The organism is Solibacillus sp. FSL H8-0538, assembly GCF_038003525.1.
Lineage (GTDB): Bacteria > Bacillota > Bacilli > Bacillales_A > Planococcaceae > JBBOPI01.
Window position 1 is genome coordinate 3,096,550 of record NZ_JBBOPI010000001.1, and the last position, 19,975, is coordinate 3,116,524.

Here is a 19,975-nt window from a genome sequence, read left to right on the forward strand (position 1 = left end):
AAACAGCCACCTAGAGTTCTTCTCCAGATGGCTGTGAGTTATTTCTTTGATAATCTTAATGTCAGTTCACTTACAACAATAATTAGTAGAGGCGTTATGTAAAAATAGGGGTGCCCAAAATTACATAATCCTACAATAATCGCTTGCACAACACTGCTTGCACGCAATAATGTTTGCACGGCTTTTTTACGTGAACTTCCTGCCACAGGATACAACATATCCATACGGAATTCACCCGAAGAAAGTAGTGCATATTTCAACTGAATTGTCGTAGCAAAAGCAAGTGTTGCTGCCATAAACCACGTCACAATTGTAATATCAACAAACATTGCTACAACTGCAGAAATCGCTGTTAGGCGTAGCCACAAATAAAAATGATCATCCGTTCGAATAAAGGTGCGGAATACTAAATAAGTTTGTGCATTTTCCTTTTTATACGGAATCCATTTATACACTATATCTAACCAAGCGCGGTGACGAATTGAACCGCGCAAATGCGGGACATCGGTAAAATAATTCGCAAAACGGTAAAAGCGCATCATACGATTTTGTTCGAGACGTACGAAATGCTCATACGGTACAGGCTGATTCACTACCTTTTTGCGGAGCGACATATTATACATAATAAATAACACAAGATAAACAAACCCAACTGCTAAGCCGCTCGTTAAGATAGTATGCATGGCTAATATCGATAACGCTACACGGGCTAGACGGTCAATCAACACAGCTTGTCCACGGTTACCATAACGATAATTAAATTCACTTCGAACATTAAAATACTTTAAACTAATTAAAAAGCCCACTCCAATCCAAATTTCAGCTACAGCTAGTTCGGTTACAGCCTTCAACAAAGGAATGGCTACGATATAAACGATGGCTGGGACGAGTACCTGTGACCAAAACGTCCAGTTTACAGCCCTTTTAAAATACTGTGGCATTTGCGATTCAAGCGGCAGTAGATACACTTGGTCCGGCTCACGAATTAGTGTTGTGGGACTGCTAAACGCTAAAATGCAACCTACTACGACCGCTACAAGCCATTCAGCTGGAAACTCCGTCGATGCTACCTTTAACCATTCACTATACTGAAAACCTCCTGCTCCGAGCACAAAGACGAACACGATGGCAATATGCCCCGTGAATACAAAACGCATATATTTCATCAGCTCATTTATATAGTGCTCGAAGCGCTTAGACCAAACACTATGCATGTTGTTCATTGTCCTGCTCCTTCGTCATGGCAATGTACAAATCATCCAATGTCGCTGTAGGCATTTCAAAGACAGCTCGCAAATCATCCATTGTTCCTTGAGCGCGAACACGTCCTTCGTGCAATAAAATAATGCGGTCACAATGCTTCTCAGCGGTTGATAAAATATGCGTTGACATTAAAATCGAAGCACCATCACGCTTTTTCTCATCCATTTGGTCAAGCAGGGACTGAATACCAAGCGGATCAAGCCCAACAAATGGTTCATCAATAATGTATAACGCAGGATTCACTAAAAACGCACACATAATCATCACCTTTTGACGCATCCCTTTAGAGAAATGCGAGGGAAACCAGTTGAGGCGTTTTTCCATCCGAAATTCCTTCAATAGGATTTCCGAACGGGCAGCAAGTGTTCTCTCGTCTAAGCCGTATGCCATCGCAGTGAGCTCCAAATGTTCTTTTAATGTAAGTTCATCATATAATACCGGCGTCTCGGGAATATATGAAAAGCTTGAGCGGTACGTATCTAAATTTTCCTTCATCGTTACCCCGTTTAAACGAATTTCACCTTGTCGTGGTAGAAGTGTCCCGATAATATGCTTAATTGTCGTACTTTTCCCGGCACCATTTAGTCCGATTAAGCCAACAAGCTCTCCTTTATTAATATCAAACGATAAATCTTTAATAACTGGTTTACGTGTATAGCCACCCGTTATATTTTGTACTTGTAAAATGGTCATGTCGTCACTCCTCTTCTTGACTATAGTTTATCAAAAAATGTCAAAACAATCAGTTCACATATGTTAAAATAGTACAAACAAACAGAAAGGATGTTTTACTAATGAGCGATTGCCTATTTTGTAAAATTATCGATGGACAAATTCCAAGCTTAAAAGTGTATGAAGATGATCATGTATTTGCGTTTATGGACATTATGCCACTAACAAAAGGACATACATTACTCATTCCGAAAACACATTGCAAAGACCTTTTTGAAATGCCAGAAGACGTGGCGCGCAATTTATATGCAGCCGCACCAAAAGTAGCTAATGCAATCAAATCTGCATTCAATCCAATCGGTATGAACACGATTAATAATAATGGTGCAGAAGCCGGCCAAACTGTATTTCACTACCATCTGCATTTAGTACCCCGTTACGACGACGCAGACGGACTTAGAGTGGAATGGAACCATCGCCAAGCAGAGTTCCCAACAGACGTGCTAACAGACGTAGCAACTGCAATTAAAGCCAATTTATTGCCATAACGGAACAAAGTATAGATTTTTAGAATAGTAACGTAAAACTATTGCTTTTTAAAGCTTCACCGATTACAATCATGAATAAGTTTTCGCTAATGGCAACTAGTGCACATTAGGAGAATTTAAGACTAGTTTAGTTTAGAGGAGACGAGAAAAATGAATACAAAAAATTTAGTTTTAATGGCGCTTTTAGTAGGTGTAGGAGCCGCACTTTATGTTGTGACGCCTGGTATGGTAAACGGTATGAAGCCAGACTTCATGCTAACAATGATGTTTATCGGCATTATCTTATTCCCTTCCGCTAAGGAAACTTTTTTACTTTCTTTAACGACGGGCGTACTTTCAGGATTATTTACAACATTCCCTGCAGGCTTAGTACCAAATATTATAGATAAAGCGGTTACTGGTTTTGTCTTTTTAGCGGTAATCTTACTGCTTAAAAAGCTAGCAAGTAATATTGCTGTATCAGCTATATTAGTAGGATTGGGAACGATTTTATCAGGATCAGTCTTCCTGTCAGTTGCATTATTCGTATTCAATGCGAATGTAGGTGCAACGTTTGCTGCGTTATTCGTTGGTGTTGTTTTACCAGCAGTTGCATTTAACGTCATTGCATTCATCATCATCTATCCAATCATTACAAATTTAGTAAAGCGCTCAAACTTTAAGACATCTTTGAATCAGGCATAATGTATTCGAAGCTACACGGTTGCATCTTAGCAACCATGTAGCTTCTTTTTCATTTCTACAATTCGTGGTTTAATATAAATAGAAAATGGAGATTGTAAGTGAATACTTATTTTCAAGCTTCAAATACAAGGGAGATGAACTTAATGAAAGCAAAATCATTATTAATCGGACTTACTGCAGGCATCGTCGGAGGTGCAGTAGCGGTGTTATTAACAACTCCGCAGTCAGGCGAACAACTACGTACCAATTTAATACGTAATACAAATAGTGCAAAAGAAAAAATCTGCGACGTAAAATATCAAGCATCAGCCGTGAAACAATCGTTTTCAGTCTTATCAAATGAAGCGAAAAATAATATACCTAATATAATAAATGAGCTTAAGGAAACTTTTGCACACTTTAAACAAGACATTGAACCTGAAACTGTAATATTGAAACAAGAAATCGAAAATTTACAGAAATCTATTACTGAAATCGAGAGAAATCTTTCTAAAAACGAAAAAAACGAAAATTAATAAACATTTCCAAAATAACTAATAATACCCATTCATTATCGAATAACCACCACAAATACATGAAAAATTACCATTTTTTATCATTTTTAAGACGTATTTCAATTATTCAATTTTTCTAACTTTAAACTTTTTTCTTTTATTGCTATAATAATTTCTAAACGCTAATGAAAGAAGAAGGTGATTGCTTTGTCTGAAGAATTATACACTCAGAAGGAGGCTATGTTATATAGCCAAAGAATTGCACAATTATCAAAAGCACTTTGGAAAGCCGTCGAAAAAGATTGGCAAACATGGATCAAGCCTTATGATTTAAACATTAACGAGCATCACATTTTATGGATTTCTTATCACTTAAAAGGTGCCTCAATTTCTGATGTTGCTAAATTCGGAGTGATGCATGTTTCTACTGCCTTCAATTTCTCGAAAAAATTGGAAGAGCGTGGTTTACTGACATTCTCAAAACGCGACAATGATAAACGTAATACTTATGTTGAATTGACGGATACAGGCGCTACACTTATTTTACGTATGTATGAACATTATCATGACACACATCATGCAATACTAGAAGGTTCATTAGCATTAAAAGAGCTCTATGGCCGCTTCCCTGAGTTTTTAGATGTGATGGCAGTTATTCGCAATATTTACGGTGAAGACTTCATTGAAATTTTCGAACGCTCTTTCCAAGATTTCGAAGAGAGTTATGATAACCTTCAACAACAAGTATCACTTTAATTATTTTAGAAAAAGAGTGTTTTAGCTCATTCTTTTTTATTAAAACGTAACCATTCGTAAAAAAGAGTGTAGCTGTACACTCTTTTTTTCTATATACTGAATTCCTAAGAAAAGGAGGGATTCCGTGCATTGTTGGAAAACCATTAATGTAGAATATGAATATGGAACAACACGGCTTTTTTTACTATCTGGAATTACATTCATCTTCGTTTTTTGTTTTGCCTATATTGCGTTAAGCTTTAACTATACGGGAAAACACAATGATCATAATTTGTGGTTGCTTCTTTTAGTTGTTCCATTCATCTATCCGCTTCATAAGTTGCTACATTATGTATCATTATTCGACTATAAAAAATCGCTTGTCTTTCGTTTTAAAATTCGGCATGTATGTATTCCAATTGTGCATATGCGCCTACAACAAACAATCCCGAAACACCGTTACTTAATAACGCTACTAACACCTTTTTTCTTTTTGAATACTGTAATTATTATATTAGGTGTGTACTTCCAACAATATGCTCATTATTTTAGCCTTTTGTTAGCCTTACATTGCAGCATTTGTTTAATGGATATTTTATATGTAAAAAATTTAGTATCTGCACCTCGAAATGCTATAATTGAGGAAACGCCTAAAGGCTATGAAATTTTAGTTCCAACAATTATTTAATGGCACCTTATACTTGTTTTGCCACTCAGTCATTTGATATGCTTGAATTCGAAGTATTAGAGGGGAGGAATAGATTTGCTACTTTTGATCGTAGTGCTATTCTCAGTATTTTATTTATTTCAAATTAACCGTATGACAGCAGCGCTATGCATGCGACGTGAAATCCCAGAAGAAAAGCAACCTAAAATATTCCGAACAATTAATGTGCTCATTACGATTTTACTCGTTACTTTTTATGTGGAAGTTTTATTTGCAGTATAAAAAAAAACGAAATCCAACTTTGATTGGATTTCGTTTTTTTTTTTGGATAAGAAAGTATAACTTTCCGTTCCACATAAGTAAGGACATCAACTCGCCCTATTTGGGCGAGTTGTGTCTTTCTAATATTTCCGTGCCAACACTAGGGTCGGCACGATGCTTTTCAGTAAACCGTTTCCACATGAATACGGAGACAGTTTACTACCTTATATTAGTATAGAAACGCTGCACCGACAATAATTAATAAAATGAACAATACGACTATTAAAGCAAAACCTGAGCCGTATCCACCACCGTTATTATAGCCACCTCCGCTGCCCATTACGTCACCCCCTATCTAACTTCTATCGTATGCACTTACTTTTGTAAAACTTAGGCAATTCATCCAAGGAACCATTTAGTTTTCAAATCGTTTATGTTATAGTTACTAGTGCAATATAGAATGTTAGGAGAGTAAAAAAATGAAAAAAACATTTATGGCGTTAACATTAGCTGCTTCACTTGGCTTAGCTGCTTGCAGTAACCCTGGCGATGAAGTAGTTGTTTCTTCAAGCGTTGGCGATTTAACTCAAGATGAGTTTTATCAACAAGTAAAAACTTTAGCGGGTACTCAATTACTTGAGCAAATTATGATTGAGAAAATTCTTGCGGATAAGTACGAAGTGTCTGAAGAAGAAATGACTGCTGAGTTCGATGCTTTAAAAGAACAGTACGGCGAAGAATTTGAGTCTGTATTAGCTCAAAATGGACTTACTGAAGAGGCATTAAAAAACAACATTCGTTTCAATCTTTTACAAAAAAAAGCAACAGCTGATGTTGAAGTGACAGACGAAGAAATTAAAGCTTATTATGATGAAGCATCAAAAGAATTGAACGCTCGTCATATTTTAGTTGCAGATGAAGCAACAGCTAACGAAGTAATTGAAAAGTTAAATGCAGGTGGAGATTTTGCTAAACTTGCAAAAGAATATTCATCTGACCCTGGTTCAGCTGCTAATGGTGGGGAACTTGGTTGGTTTACAGTTGGGAAAATGGTTGCTCCATTTAGCGATGCCGCGTATGCACTTAAAATTGATGAAATCAGTGCACCAGTACAATCCGAACACGGCTTCCATATTATCCAAGTTACAGACAAACGTGATGTTGAAGGCTACGGAAAATTAGAAGACAAAAAAGAAGAAATCCGTGAAACAATCGCTGCTACAAAAGGCGACTGGAATGCAAAAGTGGCTGAATTAATTAAAGATGCAAAAATTGAAGTAAAAGATGCTGAATTAAAAGACGCATTCTCTAGCTACAAAACTGCTGAAGAATCAACAAAAGAAGCTAAATAATCGAATTTAAAGGACCTCATCTCACCCTAAAAATAGGACGAGATGAGATCCTTTTATTATTTCGTTAAGAAAGTAAAATTTTCTCAAACCAAAAAAAATGCGAAGCTGCTTAAGCTTCGCATTTTTTTTAGTTCTTTTTCACGAATTCTGATTTTAACTTCATGGCACCAAAGCCGTCGATTTTACAATCAATATTGTGATCGCCTTCAACTAAGCGAATGTTCTTTACACGCGTTCCAATTTTAAGCGTTGATGAACTGCCTTTTACTTTTAAATCTTTAATAACGGTCACAATGTCTCCATCTGCAAGTAAATTTCCATTTGCATCTTTGACAAATAAACCTTCCTCTACTACTTCAGCTATCTCTGCTGACCATTCATGTGCACACTCTGGACATACTAGCATGACGCCGTCTTCATATGTGTATTCAGATTGGCACTGTGGGCAATTAGGTAATTTTCCCATTATCTATACCTCCAATATATTTATCACTTCTATACTGGCATATTCCATCTTTAATAACAAGCTACCTGGTATTTTAAGCATGAAAAAGAACAACAACGCGATCTTATTGTAAATTAAGATAGTTGAGAATAGCTATTAAAGAGAGGCATCAAAAAATGAGGGTACTGAAGAAGTCTAAAAAGTAGTTTAGCCAGCTCTTGAATGAGATATCGTTCAAAAATTGGCTATTTTCTTCGCTGTCGTTGATTTTTCGTTGCTGCAACTCTTTTCTGGGGGCGAGCCTTGAGCCGCTTCGGGGTAATAAAGGAACAAGGGCTATAGTAATGTGCCAATTGAAGAAATTATAAATGATCTTAAATTACTAGCAAAATAAAAAGAGTAGACAAAATGCACCTACTCTTTCTTCATTGTGTGATTTCCCTACGAGTGCTCGTGAAAATTGTTGGAGTAACTCATTTTATATCGGCTTAATTATCACGTTTAAAAACACCAAAAAACATCATATTTTTGACGGATTGTAAGAACTCTTCTTTTGGTATATTTGTAGGGTTAGGTATGGCTACACTTTGAAAAATAAAGCCTAAAATCAAATTATTTTCTAGCTCTGCGTGTAGCACTTGCTCTTGTTTCCCTTGCTCAATCATTTTTTGCATCGGCAAATACATCGATATATGTAATTGCTGGAGCAATTTTAGCTTTTGTGCAATTTCCTCATTACCACGATCATTAATAATATACGTATAGCTTAGTATTTGATGTAAATCCTTGGTTTGAAATATAACATCTAGTAGTTCATTTAGTTGTTCTGTGAATGATGCTTCCACATTTATTTCTTTTATTGATTCAATACATGTTGTCATGCGTTCAATCATAAAATCAGCAATTAAATATTCTTTATTCGTATAATATTTATAAATTGCTGCACGTGATACATGTAGCTCTTCTGCCAGTAAGCCGATTGTGAATCCTTCATAACCCACTGTTAATAGCAATCGTTCCGTTATATTAAACAGTTCCGAAATCGAAAATTTTCTTCCACGACCCAAATTTAACACCACACTTATGCTAGTTTATATGTAATTTCATTATAGCATCTCTGTATTCAAATAGGACTTTTTGGAGGTTTTGCACTAATATTTACAATGAAAAAGACTGTAACAATTTCTTGTCACAGTCCTAAATTACGTATTCTCTCTCGGCTGACTATACCAGAATAATGACCCAATAATAGCGCCGCCAATTGCATTACCAATTGTTACAGGAAGTAAATTATGTAGCATGCCACTCAGTGACACAAGTTCCCCGTGCGGAATCATCAGTGCCAATGAAAACAGCGTCATATTTGCTACGCTATGTTCAAACCCCGATGTTACGAACGGGAAAATACAGCAGAAAATCATAATAAGTTTACCTGATTCACTTTTCAGCTTATACGCACACCATACCGCCAGACAGACTAACATATTACATAAAACCCCACGGAATAATAACTCAGAAAAACTTGCGCTCATTTTAATGCCGGAAATTTTTTCAATATACTCTCCCGTATGTCCACTAGCTAAGCCTGTCATGAAAAAAAAATAGGCGCATACTAATGACCCAATAAAATTACCACCATAGCTAAATAGCCATATTCTCACTAAATCTAACCACGACGTTTTCTTCTCAAGCGCTCCAATTGTCATTATAAGATTATTGCCTGTATATAAATCAGCACCACCAAGTACGACCATGCTAAGTGCCACGCCGAATGCTAAACCTTGGATAATTTTCATACTAGGTACACCGGCAGAATCAAGAAGACCACCAATAACAACTAAAATGACCATGCCAAATCCGACAAATAGACCTCCAAGTAATGTCGCCATTAAATAGCTAAATTTGCTTTTTTGTAATGTCGTAATTTTATATACTGCTGCAGTAGAAATAGTATCGAATACGTCTTTCATCCTGTTCACATCTACCTCCTGCCGTTAGAAAAGTTATTTACACACTAACAACCCAAATTATAGCAATAAAAGCTTTTTTTTCAACATTTTGCATTAAACTATTTTGGTCCCTTTTAATAGAACGCGAAAGTTATGTCCATTTTTCCTTTTTTTTGTCCATTACAGCAAAAAAATTTATGCATTTTGCCATTTATAGCGTAAAAGAGTATATTATCAACATAGGAAATCATTCATATGAAAAAGGAGTGTTCAAATTGACTTTAAAAAACCGCGCTTACAATTTTAATGCTGGTCCTTCTGCTTTACCTTTAGAAGTACTAGAAAAAGCACAACAGGAGCTTGTCGATTTTCAAAATTCAGGTATGTCTATTATGGAAATGAGTCACCGTAGTGCTACATTCGAGGAAGTACATAATGGGGCAATTGCCCGCTTACGTAAAATTTATTCCATCCCAGAGAACTACGAAGTATTGTTCCTTCAAGGAGGGGCAAGCCTTCAATTCACTATGATTCCAATGAACTTCTTACAAGAAGGGCAAACAGCTAGCTATATTCAAACAGGTGCGTGGTCTGAAAAGGCATTTAAAGAAGCGAAGTTTTTTGGTACACCTGTAGAAGCAGCAAGCACAAAAGAAAACAACTATAAAAACATCCCAACTGAGTTCTCATTTAGTGCAGATGACGCTTACGTTCACTTAACATCAAATAATACAATTTTCGGTACACAGTGGAAAACGTTCCCTGAAACAGGCGAAGTGCCATTAATTGCTGATATGTCTTCTGATATTCTTTCTAAACCAGTTGATGTTTCTAATTTCGGCATAATTTATGCCGGTGCACAAAAAAACCTAGGTCCTTCAGGTGTTACGGTTGTTATTATCCGCAAAGACTTACTGGAAAAAGCAAATAAAAATATTCCAACAATGTTAAAATACACAACGCATGCAGATAACAACTCTCTATACAATACACCACCAACATTCGGTATTTACATGCTAGGGGAAGTATTAAAATGGGTTGAGAATGAAGGCGGACTTGCAGCTATCGAAGCACGTAATGAAGTCAAAGCAAAACTAATTTATGATGTGATCGATAATTCAAACGGCTTCTATACTGGTCATGCAACACCGGAATCTCGTTCATTAATGAACATTACATTCCGCGTAGCTGATGAAGAGTTAGAAAAACAGTTTTTAGCAGAAGCAACAGCAGCAGGATTTATCGGCTTAAGTGGCCACCGTTCTGTAGGAGGCTGCCGTGCATCAACTTACAATGCTGTACCGGTAGAAACTTGCCAAGCATTAGCTGAATTCATGATTGAATTCCAAAGTAGCAATCAATAATTGCGTTTGAAAGAAGCGGCCGCGGCCGCTTCTTTTTGTTGTAGTTGTTAGCGGGATGAATTGAATTAGTGCGTTTAGAACCCCCACAAGTACGTTACGAAATTACAACCAATAAAAAAATCTCCCTGTCATTTCGAGGGCACTGAAAAACTTACATTTTTATAATGTCAAATATTTTTCAGTTAAAAATAATTCACTTATTGTTCGATTTTGAACAGGAAGTGAATTATTTATTTCTCTATTCCTTACTCTTTTTCATTTAGTAGCTTCAATATTCGTTTCAGATTGACAGCGAATATCGTTGTGGCACAACCATATCGTAAATCTCCATAAACGGGCTTAATTTGAGTGTTTCTTGGTTTGAAATCATCGGGAGCACCGCCTGTAATTCGTTCCTTTTAGTAGATAAGAAAATCACTCTTTTTGATGAGAGAATGACGCATTCATTCTTAACAGGTACTAGTTGATTGGAGTGGAGGCGACGACTTCTAGGGGATTAGCGAGCAGCTTGAGACCTTGAACTGAGACCAACACGATGTTGGTCACAAAGGGGTTGCCACAGGACGTGGCGTACTTAGCCTTTGTTCCTTTATTTCCCCGAAGCGGCTCAAGGCTCGCCCCCAGAAAAGCGTTGCAGCAACGAAAAATCAACGACACCGAAGAAAAAAGCCAGTTCTTGAACGATGTCTCGTTCAAGAACTGGCTAAACTAATTTATAGACTTTTTCAGTGCCCCCTGCCATTTCAGCAGAGGAGACCCATTCTTAAATAGATGGCTTATAGAACGAACGATTATCCAGTGGGAATAAACGCTCTGTAAATTCACCTGGTTTCGTTTTATCTAAAGCACGCGTTAACATATTCATTTTGGCATCAATATTATCGATGTAATGAAGAATTTCTGCCTCTTGAATCATTGGCTTTTTCGGGCTACCCCATTCTTCTTTGCCATGATGCGACAATACTAAATGTTGCAGCAGCATAATTTCTTCGCCTTCAATATTCAGCTCTTTTGCAGCTTGGCCGATTTCATTCACCATAATTGTAATATGGCCTAGTAAATTACCCTCTACAGTGTAAGCCGTTGCTACTGGGCCTGTTAATTCAATTACTTTACCAATATCATGAAGAATAATCCCAGAGAACATTAAATCTCGGTTTAATGTTGGGTATAGCTCACAAATGGCTTTCCCTAGGCGCAGCATAGATACAACATGATCAAGTAACCCTGAAGCATAATCATGGTGATTTTTAGACGCTGCAGGATACACTAAAAACTCTTCCTCATATTTTTTAATTAAGTGACGCGTAATCCGTGAAATATGTGGATTTTTTATTTCAAAGAAATATTGCGTTAGCTCATCATACAGCACCTCTTTTGGTGTAGCAGATGATGGTACTAAATCATTAATTTGCACGCCTTCTTCTGGACGAGCTAGACGAATTTGCTTAATGCGTAATTGGTTTTTACCACGATAATCATGGATTTCGCCGCCTACACGTACGATTGCCTCCGCACGGTATGTTTGCTCATGCTCTTCGTTTGTATCCCATAACTTAGCCTCAATATCCCCACTTTTATCTTGTAAAACAAGTGACATAAATGGCTTTCCGACCGTAGTAACACCTTTACTAGCTTGTTTAATTAATAAAAACTGATCAACCTGTTCCCCTACTTGGAGTTTTGTAATTCCTTCCACGCTAGAATCACTCCTTTTCATTTCTTTAAAATTTTGCATTTGTAATTTCGTCCATGTCTCTATTTTATTGTATCATGTGTACTCAATGGTTTCGATTGATATGCCATGTAAATTACTAAAAACAATGAAAATATCTTTTTCAAACGTATTTTTTAATTCGTACAAGTTTCCGACAAAACTTAATAAAATACGGTTAAACTGTATTTTATTAACTACATTCTATTAATTATCGCAATTTTTCGTGTATAATGAAACTATCTTGTATTAAAAAGGGTGATTAGTATGGAGAATTATCGATTCACAGCATTTGAAAAAACAGGGGAAACGCTTTTTGATGAAGTTTGGGCATTCGAAAGCGATGCAAAAGCGAAATTAGAAGGCCAAAAGCAAATTGAAGAAAAAGGCGTAGCAGAAAAAACACACCGTCTTGTTAACGTAACTGGTAAACTTATTTTATTCCATGTATAAGCTCCTATACCATACGAGTACATTAGACTGCTTATACGTTAGAAAGACATATCTTAAACTTAGAAAGACACAACCCGCCCAAAATAGGACGAGAGGATGTCCTTTATTAGTTGGTATACTTTCTTAACCATAAAAAGAGTACTATGAATCATTTCGCATGACTCATAGTAGCTCTTTTTTTATTGCATTGATTGCAGTACTTTGTAAATTTCTTGATTTGTTGGTACGTGTAAATACATACGGAGCTTCACAATACGTGATAACTCACTTTCAATTAAGTTTTTAGCAAATGCTTCGCGGTCCTCCGAGGCATACATCTCTCGAAGCTGGTTCGGCATATCATGCAGCGTATTGAAGTCATGCAATGCTTGTTTCAATTCTTGTTCATTTAACAAGTAATCCTCTACACTAATTGCTAGTTGAGTATTAAAGATTTCTAGCATATATAAAGAGTCGTCCTTAATAAATAGATCCAACACTTTCTTCGTCACTTTACTTGCAAGACTACTACCAATAAGTAATCCAATAATTCCCCCGATAATACTAACGACTGTTGTACTAACATTAGGAATAGAAAAGCCAACTCCACCACCGATAATTGTACCCGCGATACCTCCTGCTACACTTGCCGTAGTTTTGGCAATATTTTTGAATAATTGTGCCGGCGATAGCTCCCCTTTAATAGCTCGCGCAATGTCTACTGTTGACATAACACCCGTTACAAGAGCACCCGTTACAACATTGGCGTTTAAGAGCAAAATGGCCTTTTTCGCCATTACCGAACCATACATCGCTTTTTGTGTCGCCTTTGTTGCCATTTTTTTGACGACAACCTTCGCACCGTTTTGCTTCACTGCATAAACGATACCTTCATCTATTTCGATATGCTCTGACGCATTAATTCGTTCTAATTCATGCGAAATGACATCCTCTGCAAATGCATCACCTAAAATTGTTAAGCCTGTAACTACTCCATTTTCAATTGCTGTTTTTCGTTCTGCACCGTTCCACTTACTTTGTGCGAAAGCAATGGCTGTGCTAATTCCTATCGGTTCATCTTCAAAATAAATTCTCCCTACTACATTTACATGCAGATGATGAATATTTCCTGCATCAGCAGTATGCTTGACCTGTGCATACGTAAACGCACCTTGTTTTACAACATCTTTTACAACAACTTCTGCCCCTAATTGCTCTGACAAAATCGCGATGACTTCACCGTACTGATCAAATGGTACCTCGATACAAATTGCGTGCGCAACGTCCTTGTATTTTAATTCACTATTTTCAATACACGCTATTGCTGTTAACTCACTCGTAGGGCAATAAGCATTTTCAATTAATCGCTGTTGCTTACGCTTGTAGTTTTCGTCCATTAATGTAAATCCTCCATTCAAGCCCTTTTAATGATAATCAGCCGCACTCATTCTGTACAGTAATTTGTATACAATTCGATTCGAAAGATACAACTCGGCCATAATCGAAATGATGTCCATTATTGTGAAGTTAAGAAAGCTATACTTTTTTTCCACTAAAAAAGTGTATTAGTAAACGTTCTACTAATACACTTTACCTGTTTATTTACCAATAAATTCAGGCAAACGTTTTTCAACAAATGCTTGAATGCCCTCAAGATGGTCTTGCGTTTTGCGCATCTTTGTTTGCCCCTCTGCCTCGCTAGTTAAAATACCTTCTAGCTGCGGTAGTTTTTGGGCGTGTAAAATCTTTTTTGTTTCAATCATGGCTGCAATTGGCGAGGCTAATAATTTCCCAACAATTTGATCGACCGTTGCGGCAGCCGCGCCTTCAGGTACATTATAATCAATTAATCCAAGACTTGCTGCTTCATCGCCGTTCATGACCTTGCCTTCCCAAATGAGCTGCTTTGCCTTCATTGTTCCGACACGTTCCTGCATAAAGAAATGACCACCGCCGTCAGGAATAAGCCCTATACCAATAAAATTCATCGCAATCTTACTTGGCGTTTCTGCAACAATGATATCACTGCCCAGTGCGAGGCTGAAGCCAAGACCTGCTGCTGCACCATGTATTTTTGCAATAGTAATCATCGGCAATGTATAAAAAGCGCGAACTAATCTAGTAATAACACTCATAATCTTTTCAAAATCATTCGGATCTTCAGACTTCAGCATCATTTTCACATCGCCACCTGCTGAAAACACCTTGCCCTCACCTTTAATAACTAATACTTGCACAGATTCTTCTTTATGTAACTGCTCAAAGCAATCTGCTAGTTCGCGCATCATGTTATAGTCCATTGCGTTCATGGCGTTTGGACGACTTAACAATAAAACCGCTCTACGATCATAAATTTCCAATTGAATTGTATCATATTCCAAATTCAACACCCCTTTATTTTAATGAATATCTATTCACTAATTTAATTCGACCTTGTTCTCGAAAAACCTTTTATTTCATGGTTAAGAACTTATTATTTCTTATCCAAATAAGTAAGACTAGCACCTCACGCTCGGGGAAAAATGTATCTTTCTAACTTAAATTATTTTCATCTTGGCGTCCCTTAAATAAGCAACCACTATTAAATGTCCCTTCATGTAAGCCGTAGCCGTTTACACCACCAACAAATCCACAGGCCTCCCTAGTCGCAAATAAGCCGCCAATTACTCCTCCTTGTTCGTTTAACACCGCTCTGTTTAATTCCAGCTGGAGGTCACCTAACGTTTTACGCGTAAAAATATCGAATTTGCTGGCTCCTAGTCAACAATTAATACACGCGTATTTGACTTCAATAGTTCACATGCTACAGATAATCCAGCTAACCCTGCACTAAGAATATTCACATCATACTCCTCCCCCCTCCATCAAAAATATAATGATTACATTCGCCTTGGACTTCTAAAGAATTTTCCATTTCAAAATTAATTAGACCGTAATAAAAAATAAAAATTGACAAATTTGTGTCAACGCTAATGTTCGTTTTATTTTTTCTTTTGAATAAAATTACTAGGGTATTTACTCAATTTAAGTGTTTTAAATTTTCTGTCATTTATGTATATACCTATTAGTAATGCACGGAAAAACGCTTACATTTAACAAGAGTAAAAATACGAACGAAATTAAATATATACATCAAAATAGTTCGGTTTTAGCTAATGTTTGATCATGATTAAGTAAATATTTTAATTTTCATTTCAAATATCATTGACAGAAGTGAACGATGAGGATTATGATGTTAACAAATTTAATCACGAAAAATATAACGATAGAGACATGCTTGTCGACTTGTATAGCGAAGAGAACTGGTGGTTGGTGCAAACCAGTGTATGCGACGATTTAGTTCCACTCTTGAATAGATTAGCTGAAACTAAGTAGGTTATTCCGGCACATGCACGTTACGCATATAGATAAGGTTGCACGCATTTTTTTCAGACTGTTGCGGCAACGAATAAGGGTGGTACCGCGATACTATAGTTTTCAATAGCCTTTCGCCCCTTACATTAACATGTAAGGGGCGGAAGGCTTTTTTATTTGCAGATATAATTTTAAGGCTATCCGCCTAAACATGGACATCATCTCGCATTTCTTTTATGCAAGATGCGTATTTCTAATATTTAATTAAAGGGAGCGAAACAAACTCATGGTAACAGCAACAGCAACAAAAACAATTAACGTATTTATCGCAGATCCACTTAGTGAAGATGGTATTTTTCCACTTCGTCAAGAAACAGGTTTAGACTTAAATATTATTATTGATACAGGTCTTACACCAGAACAGTTAATTTCAAAAATCGAGGATGTAGATGTATTACTAGTACGTTCTCAAACAACTGTTACACGCGAAATTATTGAAGCAGCTAAAAACTTAAAATTAATCGGACGCGCTGGTGTTGGTGTTGATAACATTGATTTAACAGCAGCAACGGAGCACGGTATTATCGTAGTTAATGCTCCAGACGGCAACACAAACTCTGCAGCTGAACATACCATTGCAATGATGACATCACTTGCACGCTACATCCCACAAGCATTTAACACACTAAAAAATGGAAAATGGGATCGTAAATCATATGTAGGTGTTGAGCTAAAAAATAAAACATTAGGTGTTATCGGTATGGGCCGCATTGGTGCTGAAGTGGCATACCGTGCAAAAGGTCAACGTATGAACGTTATCGCGTATGACCCATTCCTAACTGAAGAACGCGCGATAGAACTTGGCGTAACAAAAGGTACAGTGGATGAAGTATGTGTCGCAGCTGATTTTATTACAGTACACACTCCATTACTTCCTGAAACACGCAATATCATTAACAAAGAACGCTTTGCCATTATGAAAGACGGCGTACGCATTATTAACTGTGCTCGCGGCGGAATCATTAACGAAGATGATTTATATGATGCAATCGTAGAAGGTAAAGTTGTTGGTGCAGCACTTGACGTATTCATTGAAGAGCCTGCAACAGATCACAAATTATTAACATTACCACAAGTGATTGCAACACCACACCTTGGTGCATCTACTGTTGAAGCACAAGAATCTGTAGCGGTTGACGTTTCAAACGACATTATTAAATTTTATAAAACAGGCACAGTAACAAATCCAGTAAACATGCCTTCAATTCCAAAAGAAAAGCTGGCGGAAGTAGAACCTTTCTTCGCATTAGCCGATAAGCTTGGTAAATTCTTAATCCAAGTTACTGGAGAAGTTGTAAAAGAATTAAATATTTCTTATGCTGGCGATGTAGCGAACTATGACGTACGTCCACTAACTGCTAACGCAATCAAAGGATTACTTTCTACAAACCATGGTACACATGTTAATGACGTAAACGCTCGTTACCTTGCAGAACGTATTGGCATGAAAATTAATGAACATAAAACAACAACTGCTAAAGGTTTCACAAACTTAATTACAGTTGAAATTAAAACAAAAAATGAAGTACACACAGTTGCAGGTACGCTTCTTAACGGTTTAGGGGCACGCATTGTGAAAGTAGAAAACTTCGTAGTAGATGTTATCCCTGAAGGTCATCTTCTATACATTAAAAACACGGACAAACCAGGTGCTATCGGTCGTGTAGCAACTAAGCTTGCTGAAAAAAATATCAATATCGCAACAATGCAAGTAGGACGCGCTCAAATAGGTGGAACTGCTGTAATGATGCTAACGGTTGATAATGAAGTAACTACAGAAGACTTAACATTCGTTGGGCAACTTGAAAACATCGACGAAGTAAAAGCAATCACACTTTAATTAGAAAGACACAACTCGCCCAAAATAGGGCGAGTTGATGTCCTTACTTATGTGGCTAGGAAAGTTATACTTTCCTAGCCACTAAAAAACGAAAGGCAGTCGCAATTTTGCGGCTGCCTTTCATTTATATACGTCGAACTATTTGCACGTACTTTCTTTTCCAAGAGACGACAAAAACAACTCTTCGCATAAATACTATTTCCTCCACATATAAATAACCAGTTTGTACTATTTTTACATAAATATACTATACTAGTTTAAATGTATTTCGGAGGGGGAATATGCATGAAAAAGTGCTGGCTTATGATATGTATGATTATTACAGCATTGATCGTTTTTCAATGGTCTCACCAGCAAGGGTTTGCTGCTGAACAAGTACAAGTTAAAACACTGTTAAACGGAGCAAATTTATATAGTGAGGATTATTTAACTGTAGTAAATATTGTCCCGAAAAATGGATTTGTTCTTATTCTTGAAGAACAGGAAGTATGGAGCAAAGTAAGCTATCAAAATGAGATAGGCTATGTTAAAAACGCAGCCCTATCACACACAAAACCTACTTTAAAACGAGTAGTCTCACAGAGTTCACCGATTGTACGTTTAACGAATGAAAAACATGCACAGCAGATCGGAACATTAGAATTAAATACATTTGTAACTGTTTATGCTGATACCGAAAACGGTTTTTCACTTATCCAAAGCGGCGATTTTTTTGGCTACGTTTATTCCACTGTCCTAGCTACACCATCCATTACTAAAATGGTTGTACACGATAAAAAAGGCGCCGCGGTTCGCCAACTAACAGACATGTCACAACCGATTTCCACGACGCTTGTGCATAAAACCGTCGTGGATGTCTACTCATTGGCAAATGGATGGGCATTTATTCAAGCTGACGGAATCAAAGGTTATGTAATCGACAGCAAACTAAAAGCAATTACGGTTCAAACAGGAAAATATAACGTTGGTGTTGTATCTACTAGTAAACGTGTAGCCCTAACATTTGATGATGGCCCGCATCCAAAGGTGACACGTCAAATTTTAGAAACACTTAATAAATACAATGCGCTGGCAACGTTTTTCATTACTGGAAGACGTGTTGAAATTAGTCCTACAGTGTTAAAAGAAATTGCCGCAGCAGGTCACGAAATCGGCAACCATACCTATAATCACCCGAAGCTCACGACACTTAAGTTAAAAGAAGCAAAATCACAAATAGACTTGACTAATAAACTAGTAAAATCAATTATTGGAATTGAGCCTAGTTTATTCCGACCGCCATATGGTGCCTACAATGAACAAATACAAGCGCAATTAGAAGTCCCTTTAATTATGTGGTCTGTTGATACGCTAGACTGGCAGCACCGCAACCCCCAAAAATTGTTACAAAATGTGAAGGCACAAACGAAAAATGGCAGTATTATATTAATGCATGATGTTCACCAAACAACAGCAGATGGACTAGATGCTGTGCTTGCTTATTTAACGCAGCAAGGCTATGAGTTCGTCACTGTTTCCGAAATACTTAACTAAAAAATGGTCCGCTACAGAACATCCGTTCAGTAGTGGACCATCGTTTATTTCAACTGTTTTAAATGTACGAAAGACATATAGTTATGTGCTTGTTGTAGTTGATCAGCATTTGCTAAAGTGCCAGACACTGTGTGTAAATTTTGTGATATCCCGAGGGCCGTAATTGTAACAATAAAGACCATTCCGACTGCGATTAGCATTGATAACTTGTGATGCACCTTTTGCATTTCTTTATTGGATGATTTCACATCTTTTTTTCGACAAAGTTCATAATAGCTTTCGCGATTTATCGTTTGTGATAAAATATGTGCGCATGTCACACAAAGCTCTGCTACGTGACCACTGATCGACAGCTGTTCTATTTCTACAACTTCATTTGAACGCCCGCAATTTTCACACATACATTTTTTTATCATTTCCACACGACAAAACCCTCTCATTTAGTAACGTTTTATTGTATACTATCACAATTAATCAGAAAATTCACTCATTAAAAATCACCCGTTAATTTCGTCACATTTTCGACAAAAAAATAGCATACAGGCTTAATGCCTACATGCTATTTTTTCGGAATATTGTTAGCAACAATGATAAATTGCCTTAATCTA

General features: G+C 37.0%; 22 protein-coding genes. 11 read left to right on the forward strand and 11 right to left on the reverse strand.

Going from position 1 to position 19,975, the window contains the following annotated elements; translation table 11 throughout:
- Positions 1–38 precede the first annotated feature (38 nt).
- Entirely contained in the window at positions 39–1,223 is a 1,185-nt protein-coding gene (locus MHH87_RS14815; protein WP_340750018.1) for an ABC transporter permease, read from the reverse strand.
- A complete protein-coding gene (locus MHH87_RS14820) occupies positions 1,207–1,956 on the reverse strand; it encodes an ABC transporter ATP-binding protein (protein ID WP_340750019.1) in 750 nt (249 codons plus the stop codon). The genes MHH87_RS14815 and MHH87_RS14820 overlap by 17 nt, the downstream gene beginning before the upstream one ends.
- A gap of 101 nt (positions 1,957–2,057) precedes the next feature.
- Between MHH87_RS14820 and MHH87_RS14825 the strand changes: the two genes are divergently transcribed.
- The 6 genes from MHH87_RS14825 to MHH87_RS14850 all read left to right on the forward strand — a co-directional run bounded on the left by MHH87_RS14825 (position 2,058) and on the right by MHH87_RS14850 (position 5,345).
- On the forward strand, positions 2,058–2,483 hold the full coding sequence (locus MHH87_RS14825) for an HIT family protein (RefSeq protein WP_340750020.1): 426 nt from the start codon (positions 2,058–2,060) through the stop codon (positions 2,481–2,483).
- A 150-nt stretch (positions 2,484–2,633) separates the two neighbouring features.
- Positions 2,634–3,167: a tryptophan transporter gene (locus MHH87_RS14830; RefSeq protein ID WP_340750021.1), complete on the forward strand. Its 534-nt coding sequence runs from the start codon at positions 2,634–2,636 to the stop codon at positions 3,165–3,167.
- Between the two features lie 143 nt (positions 3,168–3,310).
- The gene (locus MHH87_RS14835; RefSeq protein ID WP_340750022.1) at positions 3,311–3,682 is read left to right on the forward strand and encodes a YtxH domain-containing protein; all 372 of its coding nucleotides are present in this window, start codon (positions 3,311–3,313) and stop codon (positions 3,680–3,682) included.
- A gap of 180 nt (positions 3,683–3,862) precedes the next feature.
- Positions 3,863–4,417, forward strand: coding sequence for an HTH-type transcriptional regulator Hpr (locus MHH87_RS14840; protein WP_340751014.1), 555 nt, complete (start codon positions 3,863–3,865; stop codon positions 4,415–4,417).
- Between the two features lie 124 nt (positions 4,418–4,541).
- Complete coding sequence (locus tag MHH87_RS14845) at positions 4,542–5,084, forward strand: DUF3267 domain-containing protein (protein WP_340750023.1); 543 nt, start codon at positions 4,542–4,544, stop codon at positions 5,082–5,084.
- 75 nt (positions 5,085–5,159) lie between these two features.
- On the forward strand, positions 5,160–5,345 hold the full coding sequence (locus MHH87_RS14850; RefSeq protein WP_340750024.1) for a hypothetical protein: 186 nt from the start codon (positions 5,160–5,162) through the stop codon (positions 5,343–5,345).
- Between the two features lie 208 nt (positions 5,346–5,553).
- On the opposite strand, the gene MHH87_RS14855 is transcribed toward MHH87_RS14850, so the two are convergent.
- On the reverse strand, positions 5,554–5,664 hold the full coding sequence (locus MHH87_RS14855; protein ID WP_340750025.1) for a YjcZ family sporulation protein: 111 nt from the start codon (positions 5,662–5,664) through the stop codon (positions 5,554–5,556).
- 139 nt (positions 5,665–5,803) lie between these two features.
- Between MHH87_RS14855 and MHH87_RS14860 the strand changes: the two genes are divergently transcribed.
- A complete protein-coding gene (locus MHH87_RS14860; RefSeq protein WP_340750026.1) occupies positions 5,804–6,676 on the forward strand; it encodes a peptidylprolyl isomerase in 873 nt (290 codons plus the stop codon).
- Positions 6,677–6,803: 127 nt separating this feature from the next.
- Here the strand turns inward: MHH87_RS14860 and MHH87_RS14865 are convergent, their stop codons facing one another.
- From MHH87_RS14865 to MHH87_RS14875, 3 genes are all read right to left on the reverse strand, one after another.
- Positions 6,804–7,142, reverse strand: coding sequence for a zinc ribbon domain-containing protein YjdM (locus MHH87_RS14865; RefSeq protein WP_340750027.1), 339 nt, complete (start codon positions 7,140–7,142; stop codon positions 6,804–6,806).
- Between the two features lie 467 nt (positions 7,143–7,609).
- Complete coding sequence (locus MHH87_RS14870) at positions 7,610–8,188, reverse strand: TetR/AcrR family transcriptional regulator (RefSeq protein WP_340750028.1); 579 nt, start codon at positions 8,186–8,188, stop codon at positions 7,610–7,612.
- 135 nt (positions 8,189–8,323) lie between these two features.
- On the reverse strand, positions 8,324–9,091 hold the full coding sequence (locus MHH87_RS14875; RefSeq protein ID WP_340751017.1) for a formate/nitrite transporter family protein: 768 nt from the start codon (positions 9,089–9,091) through the stop codon (positions 8,324–8,326).
- Between the two features lie 254 nt (positions 9,092–9,345).
- Here MHH87_RS14875 and serC point away from each other — a divergent pair, with 254 nt between their 5' ends.
- Positions 9,346–10,434 (forward strand): 3-phosphoserine/phosphohydroxythreonine transaminase, encoded by a 1,089-nt coding sequence (gene serC / locus MHH87_RS14880; protein ID WP_340750029.1) that lies wholly within the window; start codon positions 9,346–9,348, stop codon positions 10,432–10,434.
- Between the two features lie 763 nt (positions 10,435–11,197).
- On the opposite strand, the gene yhaM is transcribed toward serC, so the two are convergent.
- Positions 11,198–12,133 carry a 3'-5' exoribonuclease YhaM gene (gene yhaM / locus MHH87_RS14885; RefSeq protein WP_340750030.1) on the reverse strand — a complete coding sequence of 312 codons (936 nt, stop codon included), beginning with the start codon at positions 12,131–12,133 and terminating at the stop codon, positions 11,198–11,200.
- Positions 12,134–12,415: 282 nt separating this feature from the next.
- On the opposite strand from yhaM, the gene MHH87_RS14890 reads away from it, so the two are divergent.
- Positions 12,416–12,601 carry a YhzD family protein gene (locus tag MHH87_RS14890; protein ID WP_340750031.1) on the forward strand — a complete coding sequence of 62 codons (186 nt, stop codon included), beginning with the start codon at positions 12,416–12,418 and terminating at the stop codon, positions 12,599–12,601.
- A gap of 179 nt (positions 12,602–12,780) precedes the next feature.
- Here the strand turns inward: MHH87_RS14890 and MHH87_RS14895 are convergent, their stop codons facing one another.
- The 3 genes from MHH87_RS14895 to MHH87_RS14905 form a co-directional block, all read right to left on the reverse strand.
- A complete protein-coding gene (locus MHH87_RS14895) occupies positions 12,781–13,977 on the reverse strand; it encodes a hypothetical protein (RefSeq protein WP_340750032.1) in 1,197 nt (398 codons plus the stop codon).
- Between the two features lie 201 nt (positions 13,978–14,178).
- Entirely contained in the window at positions 14,179–14,961 is a 783-nt protein-coding gene (locus MHH87_RS14900) for an enoyl-CoA hydratase (RefSeq protein WP_340750033.1), read from the reverse strand.
- A gap of 151 nt (positions 14,962–15,112) precedes the next feature.
- Positions 15,113–15,268, reverse strand: a complete 156-nt coding sequence (locus tag MHH87_RS14905) for a hypothetical protein (RefSeq protein ID WP_340750034.1) — start codon at positions 15,266–15,268, stop codon at positions 15,113–15,115.
- Between the two features lie 952 nt (positions 15,269–16,220).
- Between MHH87_RS14905 and serA the strand changes: the two genes are divergently transcribed.
- Positions 16,221–17,834 carry a phosphoglycerate dehydrogenase gene (gene serA, locus MHH87_RS14910; protein WP_340750035.1) on the forward strand — a complete coding sequence of 538 codons (1,614 nt, stop codon included), beginning with the start codon at positions 16,221–16,223 and terminating at the stop codon, positions 17,832–17,834.
- A 285-nt stretch (positions 17,835–18,119) separates the two neighbouring features.
- On the forward strand, positions 18,120–19,367 hold the full coding sequence (locus MHH87_RS14915; protein ID WP_340750036.1) for a polysaccharide deacetylase family protein: 1,248 nt from the start codon (positions 18,120–18,122) through the stop codon (positions 19,365–19,367).
- 44 nt (positions 19,368–19,411) lie between these two features.
- Here MHH87_RS14915 and MHH87_RS14920 read toward each other — a convergent pair whose 3' ends face one another.
- Positions 19,412–19,789: a DNA polymerase III subunit delta gene (locus tag MHH87_RS14920; protein ID WP_340750037.1), complete on the reverse strand. Its 378-nt coding sequence runs from the start codon at positions 19,787–19,789 to the stop codon at positions 19,412–19,414.
- Positions 19,790–19,975: the final 186 nt, after the last annotated feature.

Excerpts from the sequence above, each read along its gene's own strand:
- MHH87_RS14815 (WP_340750018.1), bottom strand. The coding sequence starts at position 1,223 with ATGAACAACATGCATAGTGTTTGGTCTAAGCGCTTCGAGCACTATATA.
- MHH87_RS14820 (WP_340750019.1), bottom strand. The coding sequence starts at position 1,956 with ATGACCATTTTACAAGTACAAAATATAACGGGTGGCTATACACGTAAA.
- MHH87_RS14825 (WP_340750020.1), top strand. The coding sequence starts at position 2,058 with ATGAGCGATTGCCTATTTTGTAAAATTATCGATGGACAAATTCCAAGC.
- MHH87_RS14830 (WP_340750021.1), top strand. The coding sequence starts at position 2,634 with ATGAATACAAAAAATTTAGTTTTAATGGCGCTTTTAGTAGGTGTAGGA.
- MHH87_RS14835 (WP_340750022.1), top strand. The coding sequence starts at position 3,311 with ATGAAAGCAAAATCATTATTAATCGGACTTACTGCAGGCATCGTCGGA.
- MHH87_RS14855 (WP_340750025.1), bottom strand. The coding sequence starts at position 5,664 with ATGGGCAGCGGAGGTGGCTATAATAACGGTGGTGGATACGGCTCAGGT.
- MHH87_RS14860 (WP_340750026.1), top strand. The coding sequence starts at position 5,804 with ATGAAAAAAACATTTATGGCGTTAACATTAGCTGCTTCACTTGGCTTA.
- MHH87_RS14865 (WP_340750027.1), bottom strand. The coding sequence starts at position 7,142 with ATGGGAAAATTACCTAATTGCCCACAGTGCCAATCTGAATACACATAT.
- MHH87_RS14875 (WP_340751017.1), bottom strand. The coding sequence starts at position 9,091 with ATGAAAGACGTATTCGATACTATTTCTACTGCAGCAGTATATAAAATT.
- MHH87_RS14890 (WP_340750031.1), top strand. The coding sequence starts at position 12,416 with ATGGAGAATTATCGATTCACAGCATTTGAAAAAACAGGGGAAACGCTT.
- MHH87_RS14895 (WP_340750032.1), bottom strand. The coding sequence starts at position 13,977 with ATGGACGAAAACTACAAGCGTAAGCAACAGCGATTAATTGAAAATGCT.
- serA (WP_340750035.1), top strand. The coding sequence starts at position 16,221 with ATGGTAACAGCAACAGCAACAAAAACAATTAACGTATTTATCGCAGAT.
- MHH87_RS14915 (WP_340750036.1), top strand. The coding sequence starts at position 18,120 with ATGAAAAAGTGCTGGCTTATGATATGTATGATTATTACAGCATTGATC.